Origin of the sequence: Erysipelothrix urinaevulpis (genome assembly GCF_009828835.1) — a bacterium.
Lineage (GTDB): Bacteria > Bacillota_I > Bacilli_A > Erysipelotrichales > Erysipelotrichaceae > Erysipelothrix > Erysipelothrix urinaevulpis.
Window position 1 is genome coordinate 28,144 of record NZ_WTTB01000007.1, and the last position, 14,187, is coordinate 42,330.

The 14,187-nt window shown below is 35.4% G+C and carries 15 protein-coding genes; 1 reads left to right on the plus strand and 14 read right to left on the minus strand.

The annotated features are described in order from the left end of the window. Positions 1–18: 18 nt before the first annotated feature. Both bcp and GVV10_RS08155 read right to left on the minus strand, forming a co-directional pair. Positions 19–480: a thioredoxin-dependent thiol peroxidase gene (bcp, locus tag GVV10_RS08150; protein WP_159521517.1), complete on the minus strand. Its 462-nt coding sequence runs from the start codon at positions 478–480 to the stop codon at positions 19–21. Positions 481–534: 54 nt separating this feature from the next. Next, positions 535–1,566 carry an NAD(P)H-dependent amine dehydrogenase family protein gene (locus GVV10_RS08155; protein WP_159521519.1) on the minus strand — a complete coding sequence of 344 codons (1,032 nt, stop codon included), beginning with the start codon at positions 1,564–1,566 and terminating at the stop codon, positions 535–537. An 84-nt stretch (positions 1,567–1,650) separates the two neighbouring features. Between GVV10_RS08155 and GVV10_RS08160 the strand changes: the two genes are divergently transcribed. After that, positions 1,651–2,493 carry a MerR family DNA-binding transcriptional regulator gene (locus GVV10_RS08160; RefSeq protein ID WP_159521521.1) on the plus strand — a complete coding sequence of 281 codons (843 nt, stop codon included), beginning with the start codon at positions 1,651–1,653 and terminating at the stop codon, positions 2,491–2,493. A 54-nt stretch (positions 2,494–2,547) separates the two neighbouring features. On the opposite strand, the gene rplA is transcribed toward GVV10_RS08160, so the two are convergent. From rplA to dnaB, 12 genes are all read right to left on the minus strand, one after another. Continuing rightward, entirely contained in the window at positions 2,548–3,231 is a 684-nt protein-coding gene (gene rplA, locus GVV10_RS08165) for a 50S ribosomal protein L1 (RefSeq protein ID WP_159521523.1), read from the minus strand. Positions 3,232–3,235: 4 nt separating this feature from the next. Next, entirely contained in the window at positions 3,236–3,658 is a 423-nt protein-coding gene (gene rplK / locus GVV10_RS08170; protein WP_159521525.1) for a 50S ribosomal protein L11, read from the minus strand. 259 nt (positions 3,659–3,917) lie between these two features. Beyond that, positions 3,918–4,382, minus strand: a complete 465-nt coding sequence (locus GVV10_RS08175) for a DUF1307 domain-containing protein (RefSeq protein ID WP_159521641.1) — start codon at positions 4,380–4,382, stop codon at positions 3,918–3,920. Positions 4,383–4,496: 114 nt separating this feature from the next. Then, a complete protein-coding gene (locus tag GVV10_RS08180; RefSeq protein ID WP_159521527.1) occupies positions 4,497–4,904 on the minus strand; it encodes a hypothetical protein in 408 nt (135 codons plus the stop codon). A 44-nt stretch (positions 4,905–4,948) separates the two neighbouring features. Beyond that, complete coding sequence (gene tkt, locus GVV10_RS08185) at positions 4,949–6,931, minus strand: transketolase (RefSeq protein WP_159521529.1); 1,983 nt, start codon at positions 6,929–6,931, stop codon at positions 4,949–4,951. A 28-nt stretch (positions 6,932–6,959) separates the two neighbouring features. Further along, positions 6,960–8,621, minus strand: a complete 1,662-nt coding sequence (locus GVV10_RS08190; RefSeq protein WP_159521531.1) for a phospho-sugar mutase — start codon at positions 8,619–8,621, stop codon at positions 6,960–6,962. Between the two features lie 68 nt (positions 8,622–8,689). Further along, on the minus strand, positions 8,690–8,956 hold the full coding sequence (locus tag GVV10_RS08195; protein ID WP_159521533.1) for a phosphocarrier protein HPr: 267 nt from the start codon (positions 8,954–8,956) through the stop codon (positions 8,690–8,692). 61 nt (positions 8,957–9,017) lie between these two features. Beyond that, positions 9,018–9,479 (minus strand): 23S rRNA (pseudouridine(1915)-N(3))-methyltransferase RlmH, encoded by a 462-nt coding sequence (gene rlmH / locus GVV10_RS08200; protein WP_159521535.1) that lies wholly within the window; start codon positions 9,477–9,479, stop codon positions 9,018–9,020. Next, positions 9,476–10,561 (minus strand): S1C family serine protease, encoded by a 1,086-nt coding sequence (locus tag GVV10_RS08205; RefSeq protein ID WP_159521537.1) that lies wholly within the window; start codon positions 10,559–10,561, stop codon positions 9,476–9,478. Before GVV10_RS08205 ends, rlmH begins: the two co-directional genes overlap by 4 nt. Then, entirely contained in the window at positions 10,551–11,285 is a 735-nt protein-coding gene (locus GVV10_RS08210; protein ID WP_159521539.1) for an MBL fold metallo-hydrolase, read from the minus strand. The genes GVV10_RS08205 and GVV10_RS08210 overlap by 11 nt, the downstream gene beginning before the upstream one ends. Then, complete coding sequence (locus tag GVV10_RS08215; RefSeq protein ID WP_159521541.1) at positions 11,285–12,808, minus strand: M23 family metallopeptidase; 1,524 nt, start codon at positions 12,806–12,808, stop codon at positions 11,285–11,287. The genes GVV10_RS08210 and GVV10_RS08215 overlap by 1 nt, the downstream gene beginning before the upstream one ends. A 9-nt stretch (positions 12,809–12,817) precedes the next feature. After that, positions 12,818–14,176, minus strand: coding sequence for a replicative DNA helicase (gene dnaB, locus GVV10_RS08220; protein WP_159521543.1), 1,359 nt, complete (start codon positions 14,174–14,176; stop codon positions 12,818–12,820). Positions 14,177–14,187: the final 11 nt, after the last annotated feature.

The following is a 14,187-nucleotide window of genomic DNA, read 5'->3' on the forward strand; positions in this document are numbered from 1 at the left end:
AATAGTCTCCATACGAGACTATTTTTCTTTTAGATATTCTACAATTTCTCCAGCATTGTGTTTGGCTTTTGCTTTTTCATAGATCTTTTCAATGTTTCCGTGCTCATCAATGATGTAAGTCGCTCTTTGAACACCCATTGCTGTTTTACCAAACATCGTTTTTTCTTTCCAAACACCATAAGCTTGAATCACTTCCATCGTTTCATCAGATAAAATATCAAAGCTTAATGCTTGTTTCTCTGCAAATCGTTGATGTGATTGAACGCTGTCCTTACTAATTCCTAAAACAACTGCCCCAAGTTCTTTGATTTCTTGATTATAATCTCTAAAAGAACATGCTTGACTTGTGCATCCAGGTGTATTGTCCTTAGGATAAAAATAGAGTACAACTTTTTTACCTAAATAATCAGTTAAGCTACGATCCTCACCATCTTGGTTTTTTAAAGTAAAGTTTGGTGCTTTTTGGCCAATTTTTAACATAACTATCACTCCTTGTCTTCATCCTATCACAAAAAAACAGCCGAAGCTGTTTTTTTAATCTAAATAAGTATGGATTGGATAGGTTAAATATTCAGGAGCACTTAATTTATCAACAGTTGTATACCCAGGTTCTGCTTTAATGATACTTGGGATTCTATTGACAACCGTAGCACATGTATGAGCCACTGTGTCGGGTTTATTGACTGAAAATTTAACATCAGGATCACCAATAAACTCCCAATCACACATGTCACCTTCACCTTCATCATATACTTTTCCAATACACTGAACTTCTAGTTTAATCCCTTGGTTCGTGTGGATTGTTGTGACAGCACTCATCCCAATCGCATCGCCTTTTGGAATCGTTTTACCTAGCGTTTCAGAGTATATGTCATGTTCTAATACAATTGGTACTGATTTTTGACTGATTGAATTAATACTCCAATTCATCCGAGCACAAATAGCCTCACCTGCATTCCACATATATGATGGGAAACTTTCTGCAGAGCCAATTTCTTTGTCAAACTTCTCTAAATCAAATCCAGTACCATGTGCTTGTGCCAAAGCTATACCGTAATGATCAACATTGTAGCTTACGGCTCCTTTAATTGTTTTCAAACTATTCACACCACCTGCAACGGTACAAGGCATATGTATCCAGTATATATCTTGCATCCCACTCCCTGTAATTGTAATGTTATTATCTTTAGCTAATCGATCAAGATAATTTGTGATTTCAGGACTTGTATTCCATGGATATATTCCTTCCTCAGCCGTTGTAACAACATTCACGCCATGTCGAGCACACGTTTCAAAAAACTTTATGTTGTCTTCCATGTAACTAGATATCGTTACAATTGCGATATCTGCATCACAAGCATTAAAAACTTCATCGGCATCTTTCTTAATGGTTACGCCAGTTTTAAAACCTAAATTAGCAAACTCACCAACATCAACGCCTTGCAAGCTATCATTATTATCAATAGCTCCAACAAGTTCAGCACCTTTCTCATACAAATTCTTAATAATTACCTCAGACATTTTTCCACATCCGTACTGTACTACTTTAATCTTTGTTCGATTCATATCAATTCCTCCTTTTTTCCTTGATATTTATTTCACATCTATACTATAATGTCTATAGTTGGTATAGAGTCAAGGAGTGAGATGATGAATTATTTAAAAATTGGTGAAATGGCAATGCTTAACAACGTATCAATTCAAACTTTACGATATTATGACGATATTAATTTATTGAAACCGGTGTATGTCGATCCCGAAACCAGGTATCGTTATTACGAATTATCCCAATCTTCTCATTTGGATATGATTCTTTTTCTTCAGTCACTCGATTTTTCTTTAGATGATATCAATCTGTTACTCTCAAACCCAGAAAAATCAGAATTTATTAATTATGCAATTACCAAAAAACAAGCAAGTTTAAAAAAACATGAACAAGAGATAAAAAAGAAAACTAAAATGATTACACAATTTAAGCAAGCGTACGATTGCTTTGTAACATATCAAAATTTTAATGGTGTCAGAATTGAGTATTTCCAACAACGAAAAATTCATACCTATACCATTGATTCAAATATATACGATATGAATTTGCTTGATTATGAAAAACATTTACGTTCTTTTAAATTAAGCTTGGAAAAGCAAGGTTTAGGAACCCAATACTTTACGCAAGTTGGTTCAATAATGAAAATGGAAGATTTTGTTAATTCAAACTTTATCTCAAAAGAACTCTTTCTATTTGATCATGATAGTGACACCGAACATCTAAAAGTTTTAGAGGAAGGACATTATGCGGTTTGTTATTGCCACCGTTTTGAGAATGAATTGTCAACAATTAAAACACTTCATCGCTATCTTACTAATCATAATTATGAAGTCATTGGTGACTACATTTGTGAAGTCGTTTATGAATTTCCTTATCTTTCAAAAGAAGAGAGGAATATGTTCATCCGTCTACAAGTACCAATTAAGATTAAAAAAAGTGAATATTAGTCATTTTTCGCATAAAAAAACTAGAAATTTAAAATTTCTAGTTTTTATTTTGTATTAATCAATTGAGACTTTAATTCCAGGTCCCATTGTTGATGTAAGAACTAAGTTCTTAACAAATGTACCTTTAACTGCAGCTGGACGTGATTTAATAACAACGTCGTTAAGTGCTTTAAAGTTTTCAACTAACTTGTCATCTTCAAATGATAATTTTCCAATGATTGTGTTTAAGTTACTTTCTTTGTCAACACGGTACTCAATCTTACCTTTTTTAATTTCTTCAACAGCTTTGGCTACATCCATTGTAACTGTACCTGTTTTAGGGTTTGGCATTAATCCTTTAGGTCCTAGAACGCGTCCTAGTTTTCCTAATTCACCCATCATGTCTGGTGTTGCTACAATAACGTCAAAGTCGAACCAGCCACCTTGAATTTTTTCAAGATATTCTGCGTTACCAACATAGTCAGCACCTGCAGCTTTTGCTTCTTCTTCTTTTGCGCCATTCGCAATTACTAAAACTTTTTGGCTACGGCCAGTTCCATGAGGCAACACCATTGCACCACGGATTTGTTGATCAGCATGACGTGTATCAACATTTAAGTGATATGAAACTTCAACAGTTTCATCAAATTTTACATAACTTGATTTTTTCAATAATTCGACTGCTTCAGAAATTGAATAGACTTGTTCGCGATCAACTAATTCAGCAAGGTTTTTTCTGTTTTTTGATAATTTAGCCATCGTATTAGTCCTCCATTCCTTCAATAGCAATACCCATGTTACGAGCTGTACCTGCAACAATTCTCATTGCTGCTTCGATATCATTCGCATTTAAATCAGGCATTTTGTATTCAGCAATTTCACGTAATTGATCTGCTGAAATTGTTGCAACTGTTTGTGTATTTGGTGTTGCAGCACCACTCTTAACGCCTGCAGCTTTCTTCAATAAGATTGCAGCTGGTGTTGTCTTAAGGACAAAATCAAATGATTTGTCATCATAGACTGAAATTTCTACTGGTACAACATCACCTGGACGATCTTTTGTTTGATCGTTAAATGCTGTACAGAATTGAGGCATATTAATACCTACTCCGGCTAGCGCTGGCCCTGGACGAGCTCCGCCTGCTGGGAATTGTAATTTTACTACTTTAGCAACTTTTTTACTCACACGACATTCCTCCTTTTTTTAGACATTGTCTGTGATGTGGTCATGAATGGTTGCACATTCTCCCACACGAACTTGTTTGTATACAAGCCTAATTATTATACATTATCGATAAAATAAATGCAAGAGTTCGTCGATGATAGTATCACAACGATTTTTATCATACTTTATCTTCCTTCTTAATCTACTAAAACTTATATTTCTCTTTTTATTCGTATAAAAAAGTGATCTATCATTTAAGATAAATCACTTATACAACACTCTATTTAGACTCGCAAGTAAATCCTTCTGATTCTAAGAGCTCAACACTTTGTTTTAGTGAAACAAACATAGCTTTTGAATTTTCTGTATTGACTTGAAGAATCCCTAATTCAGACAAACGAGGTAAGTCTGCTTTATCTAAATTAATTTTCATAATGTCATAGGCTGATGTTTCATCAATAATTTCAACACTAGCTTCGACACCTTCAAGTTCATTAATCGCATCTAAGTTTGCTTGAGCATTTTCGACTGTTGCATCAAGTTCTTCTTTTGAATTAAATACAAGGACTGATTTTGAGTTGAGTTGTTTGACACTATCACCCTTTGAAACATATTCTTGTTCTGAGGACTCATAAACTAAGTATGATCCTGAACTTTTACATGTTGTTGTGGTTTCTTTCCCTTTATTTGATCCACATCCTGTTAATAATAAAACTGCTACTAAAACAAATAATGATTTTTTCATGATTTTCTCCTTTTTTTAACATGCGTATTATAGCAAGGTTTCTAGGTTTAAAAATCATGATGATACAATTTAGTAGATATAGTGTCTAAACGTCACATTATTCACACATCAATTTCATATTTTCAGAAATTCATAGGCATTTTCTTGAATTCCTAATACTTCATTTGTCGTTTCTTCAATGAAAGTAAATTGATTATCAAGAAGCACTTGATTCTTTTCATTTTCTTTCAAAACATCTATTTGTATCTCATCATACTTAGTTTTAACATAATCGAGTAGTATTTTTGCTGATTCGTTTGAAGCATAGTTCAATGCTGCTAGGTAGTAACCCTCAACGATGATTGCATAGTCCGTAATTGTTCCACCATCTTCAATGATATAAACATTTGCATGACCAATAACACTCCCTAAATCTTCACTATAGGACTTAAATAATTCTTCATCGTTGATTTGCTTTTTTAAATCCTCTTTCCACAAATTCAAAACTGTCTTTGTTTGTGGAATTGTCATTAAAGTAACCATTCGTCTCTCCTTTTATTAGAAAAGGTCGCAAGCGACCTTTGTTGTTATTTCAATAATTTTTTTGCTTTATTCACAACATTATCAACTGTGAATCCAAATTCTTCAAAGAGGCGATCGCCAGGTGCTGACCCACCAAAATGATCAAGAGTCACTGTATCGCCATCTAATCCTAAGAGATGTCCCCAACTCATTGAAGACGCTGCTTCAATCGCAATACGTTTTCTCATTGCGATTGGGAGAACGGATTCTTTGTATTCACTAGTTTGTTCTTTAAACAACTCCATCGATGGCACACTAACAACTCGTGCTCCTATCCCATCTTTTTCTAATGCTTTTGCAGATTCAATGGCTAATGAAACTTCTGATCCACTCGCCATAAGAATTAAGTCCATTGATTTTGGTTCATGAACAATGTAAGCACCTTTTAATGCATCAATTCCTGTATTCTCAAGTTGTGGTAAATTTTGACGTGTAAGAATTAATGACACAGGTGTTGTTTTTGACGTCATCGCTAGTGCCCAACCATAAGCAGTTTCTTTTGCGTCAGCTGGTCTAAACGTTACCGTATTTGGAATCGAACGCAACATTGTTAATTGTTCCACAGGCTCATGTGTCGGTCCATCTTCACCAACACCAATACTGTCATGAGTCAATACATAGGTTAGTGGCACAGACATTAATGCACTCAATCTTAACATTGGTTTTAAGAAATCTGAGAACACGAAGAATGTTGCTACATATGGTTTCAAACCACCATAAAGTGTTAACCCATTACCAATTGCAGCCATCGCATGTTCACGGACACCAAAGTGTAGATTACGTCCACCGTAATTATCTGCACTGAATGATTCTTCACCATTCATAAATGTCATGTTTGATGACGCTAAGTCTGCTGATCCACCTATCATATTTGGATAATGATCTTTTATTCGATTAATCATTATGCCTGAAACATTACGAGTTGCTTGTGGTTTATCTTCAAATTCTAAATATCCTTCAATATTTAAAATATCTTCAACTGTAATTTCTGAGAAATCATCAGCCCACTGTTTTGCTAATTCTGGATACTTCAATGAATACTCTGCAAACATCGCTTCCCACTCATCAAAGACTTCAACTTTTTCAGCAACAATTGATGAAAAATGTTCTTTTGCTTTATCATCAACATAGAATGGTTCCATGCTTGGGTAGTTAAAGTTTTTCTTCATTTCAATAATTGCTTCTTCTCCAATAGGTGCACCGTGTGCTTTTGAACTTCCTTCTTTATCAGTACCAAATCCAATTTTTGTACGGACTTCAATAAATGAAGGCTTATCTAAGTTTGATTTCGCCGCAACAATCGCTGCATTAATCGCCTCAAGATCATTACCATCTTCGACTAAGAATGTTTCAAAACCATACGCTTCATATCGAGCACGAACATTTTCCTTAAAGGCAATATCTGTACTCCCTTCGATTGTAATGGAGTTTGAATCATATAAGACAATTAATCGCCCCAATTCCAACGTTCCAGCAAGGGATGAAGCTTCACTTGTAATTCCTTCCATCATGTCGCCATCACCAGCTAAAACAAATGTAAAGTTATCAATAATAGGATAGCCATCTTTATTATATTTTGCTGCCATGTGTTCTTGCGCCATTGCAAGACCAACAGCCGTTGACAATCCAGCACCTAAAGGTCCTGTCGTTGCTTCAACACCTTCAGTGTGTCCATATTCTGGATGACCAGGTGTTTTAGAACCGAATTGTCTAAACTCTTTTAAATCATCTAAACTAACATCGAATGAATGCAAGTGTAAGAGTGAGTATAGTAAAGCTGAAGCATGACCAGCTGAAAGAATAAAACGGTCACGATTCATCCACTTCGTTTCATTTGGATTAAAATTTAAATGATTCGACCAAATTGTATATGCAATCGGTGCTGCACCTAAAGGCATTCCAGGATGACCTGAATTTGCTTTTTGAACTGCATCAACCGACAATGCTCTAATTGTATTTACTGCTAGATTTTCTATATTTTGACTCAATTGAACTTCCTCCTAATTCGCTTCAAGTTTAACTTAAGTTCATAATTTTTTCAACATCAGTTTTCATTGCTTCATAACGCTCTACACAATCTTTTTCTGTCGAGCCGACAACACAGTAATAAAACTTACATTTAGGCTCAGTTCCCGATGGTCTAACCGCTAACCAAGAACCATCTTCCAAATAGTACTTCAGTACATTTGATTTTGGTAAGTCAATGACATCATTAGACGATGTCCTTTGAACTAAGTAATCATCAAATGATAATACTTTTTGATTTCCAATACTTTCAATTTTATTATGTCTAAAATTATGTAGAATCTGCTTGATTTTATCTAGACCTTCTGCACCAGAATAAGCATGACTATCTTGAGTTTCGTAATAATAACCATACTTATCAAACAATTGGTTCAAGACATCAATCAACGTTAGATTTTCCAATGCATAAGCATTACTTGCTTCAGCGACCATTAAACAAGCCTGAACCGCATCCTTATCTCTAACAAAATCTTTAATTAAGTAACCATAACTTTCTTCATAACCAAAAACAAATTCTTTATCGCCCGTTTGATTGTGCCCTTCAATCTTTTCACCAATGTATTTAAAACCCGTTAAAGTTTTCTCAACCTCAACATTATAGTTTTCAGCAATCTTATCCCCCAAATCTGAGGTTACAACTGTATTAAACATAACAGGATTAGGTGGCATTAAATCTTTTTCAAGCATGGTCGAGTATAAATACTCCTGCAAGATTGCCCCTCCTTGATTCCCTGTCAAATAATGATAATCTCCTTCATGTTTAACAACAATGCCCATCCGATCCGCATCTGGGTCAACACTCAAAATTAAATCTGCATCATATTTTTTTGCATATTCAATGGCAAGATCATAACTGTTATGATCTTCAGGGTTTGGTGTCTTTGTCATTGAAAAATCAGGATCATACGGACTTTGTTCCTCGACAAGAATAACATCATAACCTGATTCCTTAAGTAAGTTATAGACATATGGATATGCCGTTCCATGTTGAGATGAAAAAATAATTTTAAGTACTTTTTTATTATCTTCATTCAATTGTAATTGACGGACTCTATCTAAATATATTGAATCAATCGAAGCCCCAATATATTCAAGATAACTTGCATCCCCATCATTTAGATCAATATCGGTTAAATCTTCGACTTTATCAATTAATTCTATGACTCGAGCTATTTTATGATCAACAAGTTGACATCCCGTTTCATCATAAACCTTGAAACCATTGTACTCTTTTGGATTATGACTTGCCGTAATGACGATCCCACCAACACAACCCAACTCTCTAACTGTAAATGATAACTCTGGAGTTGGTCTTGGATTATCAAATATGTATGATTTTATGTTGAATCTTGATAGCATCAATGCACTAATCTCTGCAAACTCTTTCGACATATGACGATTGTCATATGCAATCGCAATACTTTTTTCCTCATTTGGGAATTTCTCACTTAAGTACTCACCAAATCCTAGACTTGCCTTCGCTACCGTAAATAAGTTCATTCTATTTGGCCCAACACCAAGTAACCCTCGCATACCTGCAGTACCAAATTCTAGATTTTTATAAAAAGAATCATGCAATTCTTCTTCAGTAAGTATTTTCAAACCTTCCTCTATCCAAGGATAAAGCTCAGCTTTTTTAATCCATTTTTCCATCTAACCGTTGCTCCTTCACTATAAAAAAAATAGAAGACTGACGGCTTCTATTTTTAATTGATTCTCAATTATCCAATAACATTTTGTGCTTGAAGAACTTCTTTAATTGTTTCTAAAGCTGCTTCTTCATCATCGCCATCAGCAGAAATTGTTATTTCTGATTGTGTTGGAATACCAAGTGACATAACACCCATAATTGATTTCATGTTAACTGATTTTCCTTTATAACTGATTTGGATGTCGCTCTTGAATTTGCTTGCCGCATTAACAGCAACTGTTGCTGGGCGTGCGTGAAGACCTACTGGATCAACGACTGTTACAGTAATTTCTTTCATATACTATACCTCCTACTTTTCTACTTTATATTACACTATATTACAACTTATTACAACACACTCACTTATGATAGGGATGATTTCTCGCAATCATAAAACTTCGGTAGACTTGTTCAATTAACATTAACCGAACAAGTTGATGGGGAAAGGTTAGATCTGATAGCTTCCAGCGGTAATTCGCACGGTTTTTTATGGTTTGATTTACGCCGTGAGACCCACCAATGATAAAGACCAATTGGTGTCCCATATCTAGTTTATCAGAAACAAGTTCTGATAAGTTCTCTGAAGTCAGATTTTTTCCTTGCAAATCTAAAAGAATGACAAATTCATTCGGTTTTATTTTTTCGAGTATTCTTTGACTTTCGTCCAAGATGACCGCATCAATATTCTTTTCATTTATTTTGCTATTGGAAAGTTCAACAATTTCAATGGGATGAACGGATGTCATTCTCTTTTTATACTCTACAATTAAATTTTGTAATGATTTCTCTTTGACCTTACCAATAGCAATAATTCTTATCACTGAAGCGTAACCTCTGCATCAACTTTTTCACCAAAACGATTGATTTCAAGTTTGACCTTATCGCCTGGTTTGTTCTTATACAGCTCTCGTCTAAAATCTTTAAATGTATTAATTGTTTCCTTATTAAACTTGGTAATAATGTCACCTTCTTTAATTCCTGCTTTTTTTGCTGGACTGTTGCCACTTAATTCAACAACAAATACACCTGAAGTAACATCTTCTGGTATTTTGTAGTAATTTCGTTGAAATATATTGAGATTCTCAATCGAAATTGCTGAAATCCCTATTTGTGGATAAACAACTTTACCATTTTGAGCAAGCTGCTCTACGATTGGAACCACTTCATTCACAGGAATTGAGAATCCCATACCTTCTACTTTATTGGATGAAATTTTCATTGAATTAATACCAATCAGTTCGCCTGCCATGTTAACTAAGGCGCCTCCACTATTTCCTGGGTTAATTGCTGCATCCGTTTGGACAACAACCATATCCCAATCTGAGACTCCATCGCCATCTAAATCAACAGGCACCACTCTGTTTTTCCCTGAAATAATCCCGAATGTGGTTGAGTTTTCAAACTCAACACCTAATGGACTCCCCATCGCAACAACGAATTCACCAACATTCAATTTTTCAGAGTCGCCAAGCTTGAATGCTTTTATATCAAGATCGGCTTCAACCTTAAGAAGTGCTAAGTCTGTATAAGGGTCGCTCCCCAAGACCTCTGCAGCGATTTCTTGTCCATCTGAAAAACGAACAATATGTTTCGTCCCACCATCAATTACGTGGTGGTTTGTTACGATGTGAACAATTCCTTTTTCATTTTTATAAACAATTCCTGAGCCACTCCCAGCAACACGGCCTTGCTTTTCGGTAATGACACTAACGACTTTGTTCTTCACTTCATCAACAACTTTTACGACATCAGTTTCAAATTCAGTCACGACTTTTTCAACCGTTGTATTTTCGTTGCCGTTACCACCTTTTGGGATTGTCGTTAATTGGTATGTTAAATATACATTCCATGTTAGTAAAACTGATAGCACTAAGATAAGCGCTGGCTTTATATTATTTTTCATAATAAGTTCCTCCAATTAGTATTTCGTGTTGCTTTGCAACATACACATTGATATCTGAATTGACTAAGTATGACTTAACAGTGCGTTGAGCCAATTGGTCTGTATTTGCTTCTTCACTTAAGTGAGCCAGGATAACTTCTTTTGTTTTTTCTCCAACAACCTCACTCAGAATTGATCCTGCTTGATCGTTTGACAAGTGACCTGTTTCGGATAAAATTCTCCGTTTAATGGCATAAGGTCTTCTTGTTTTCATCAACATATCAGAATCATGATTACTTTCTAAAACATAGTAGTCTGCATTGCGAATATGCTCATAATCGCTTCGACGAATATAACCTGTATCTGTAATGTAGACTAGCTTTTTTTCCTTGTAGTGTATTACATAACCAAATGACAACTCTGCATCGTGTGATGTTTGAATTGGCATAATGGTGAAACCATGAAGTTCGAATGGTTGATACGCCTCGATCTGTTCATGGGGAATGCTCAATTTTGTTGGTGTTAAGACATGATGATTCTTAAATGTATTAATTTGACGGGTGTGATCACTATGATCATGGGTAATTAAGAGTGTATCAATGTCTTCAATCTGAACATCAATGCTTTCTAAACTTGTGACTAAATATTTTTTTGTCGTGCCACAATCTATGAGTATTTTTGCTTCTTCTGTTTCAATTAAGCATGCATTGCCTTTCGATCCACTTGCTAATACAGTATACTTCATCAACAAGCCATGACCGTACAAGCGTTAATTCGACTACCGCCTGTCCATATTTCTAAGTGAACATGTGGTGTCGTGGTTCGACCTGTCATCCCAACGTAGCCGATATTTTCTCCTTTACCAACCGTTGTTCCAACGGATTGATATCCTGGTGATCTCATGTGTGCATACAATGACTGATAGCCATTTCCATGGTCAATACGGATGTAGTAACCCCAACCACCAGCATTGTATCCATTCGCAACAACAACACCACGGTCGACTGAATAAATCGGTCCATAGCCACCACCATAGGCTGCAATATCAACACCACGGTGACCTGGATAACAACCATAACCACAAATCATTCGAGCATTATTCATTGGGTAACGGAATCGCCCACTACCAACTTTAGGTTCTACCTTAGTTCCATAACGAACAACACTTCGCACAGGCTCCAGAGTTACTTTCGATGATTTTTCTTTACTGCTCACTTCTTCACCATTCTCATAGATATCTTCATAGAGCACATCACGTGCACCGTTCTTTTCAACAACATCCACAACTTGAACCCCTTCTTTTAATTCTGGGTCAGATTGGTAAATCGTTGACTCAGGATAAATGGGTTCTGAAGTCATTCTCTCCTTCGTAACTCGAACGGTAAAAGGTGAATTAAATTTCGACACTTTCAACTCCATACCAACTGGCAACGCCTGATCAATGTCCTTGATTTGATCACTATTGATTGATGCAATTTGATTGGGCATCATCCCATTATGCCAGGCAATTCCTTCAATTGAATCGTATTCTTTAACTTTATAAGTTTCTACTTTAGGATTTGGTCCATAACTCAAGTAAGTAATAACTTCAGCCTCATTCATCTTAATTTCATCTTTAGACGCTAAATCACGAGAGATTTTAACACTTTCATTCTCTTTATTTCCAGAAACAAGAACCTTTAAATCAATTTCTCTTGAGCCATAATCAACTAAATCTGGAATTTCATCATTTTTTTGAATCGCTGTGTACGCTTTCTCAGAAATAAAGTTCTTAATAAAGCTATCTTTTGCATTATTAAAGTCAGCAAGATCTTTAACATAAAGAGTATAGCCATTGGAAAATTGAATCTTATTAACCTCTATGGCAAAGAGTTCTTCATCATGAATATATTGAAATATATCATCATCACGATCTTCATAAATATTATATGTTAACTCTTTGACTTGAATTAAATCGTCAATGAATCCTAATTTTGTATCAGGAAAATCTTTTTTATATTCTTTTTCATAGACTTCATCAAACATTTCCTGAAGTCTATCTTTGTCATGAATAATTCCAACTAATTCCTCTTCTCGATAAAGTTTTGTGACTTCAAGTGGTTTATCATTTACATGATCTACCTCCTGAGGAAAAAGTGATTTGGAGGTATCCGCAATTTCATACATTTCTTTTAAATCATTGGCATATGCTTTCTTTTGAAAGGTTAACCCTAAGATTGTACTGAGAACAAGTGCTCCAGCAATAATTATTAAATTTTTATATTTCATTACGTTCACCTACCTTTCTCTTGCAACATCGTAGAACTTACTGATCGATGGTTCAAATTGCATATCCAGTTCAGCCAAAGCACCGTTACGATGCTTCGCAATTTTTAATACAACGGGTCTTGGCTGGTCTGGACTTAGTTCTTCTTTTTCATCATCATCTTTATCATGATCATAATAGTCTTCTCGATACAAGAACATAACAATATCTGCATCTTGCTCGATTGACCCAGACTCTCGTAAGTCACTTAATTGTGGCATTTTATTATCACGACGTTCAACTAAACGTGATAGTTGCGAAAGACCAATTACGGGGGCTTCCATTTCACGTGCTAATTGTTTTAAAGATCGTGAGATTTCCGACACTTCTTGTTGACGACTCTCAGTTCCACCTTTACCACTAATTAACTGAATATAGTCAATAACAATCATATCTAAACGACCTTCAGCTTTCATTTTTCGACATTTCGAAAAAATTTCTGGGACTGTAATTGTCGAACTATCATCAATAAATACATTTAACTGAGCCAAAGCATTCGCTGCCTGGTGCAATTCATTCATTTGATCATCATCCAGATTCCCTGAGCGTAAGTACTCTGATTTAATGCTTGACTGAGCCGACATCATTCGTGAAATTAAATGAGTTGCTGGCATCTCGAGTGAGAACACTGCCACGCCTGCTTGACCTTCAAAATTAAAACGAGCAGCATTCAGTGCTAAGTTTAACGCGAATGCCGTTTTACCGACTGAAGGACGCGCAGCTAAAATAATTAAATCACCACGTTGAAGTCCATTGGTCAAATGATTCAAACTTCCATATCCTGTTTTCAATCCAGTAATTCGATCTTTGTTTTCACGAATCTGATTTAGATTTTCCAAGAACTCTTGAACAACTTCACGACTACTTAACATTTCACTGGTTCGGCGAATTCTTGTCACATCTAAAATTTGCTGTTCCGCTAAGTCAAGTAACTCATCCAGTTCAACCGTCGTATCAAAGCCATGATCGACAATGTCTTGACCTACATGAATTAAACGACGAATTTGTGATTTTTCCTGAACAACGTCAACATAATGTTTAACACTTGATGGTCCTGAACTGTTATCAGTTAACATCATCAAGTAATCCACGCCACCGATTAAATCTAGTTTCCCATGATCTGCAAGGCGGGTGATTAATAACTTAGGATCGATAATCCTATTTGCATCTATCAGTGCTAACATGTGTTCAAAAATCTGTTGATGTTCGACTTTAAAGAAATCATCAATTCGCACGTCGTACTCAACAACTGTAGCGACAGATTCTGGATACACAAGCAGTGAACCTAATAAAGCAATTTCAGCTTCATGACTATACGGTAATTGCTTCAAGTTTAAACCTC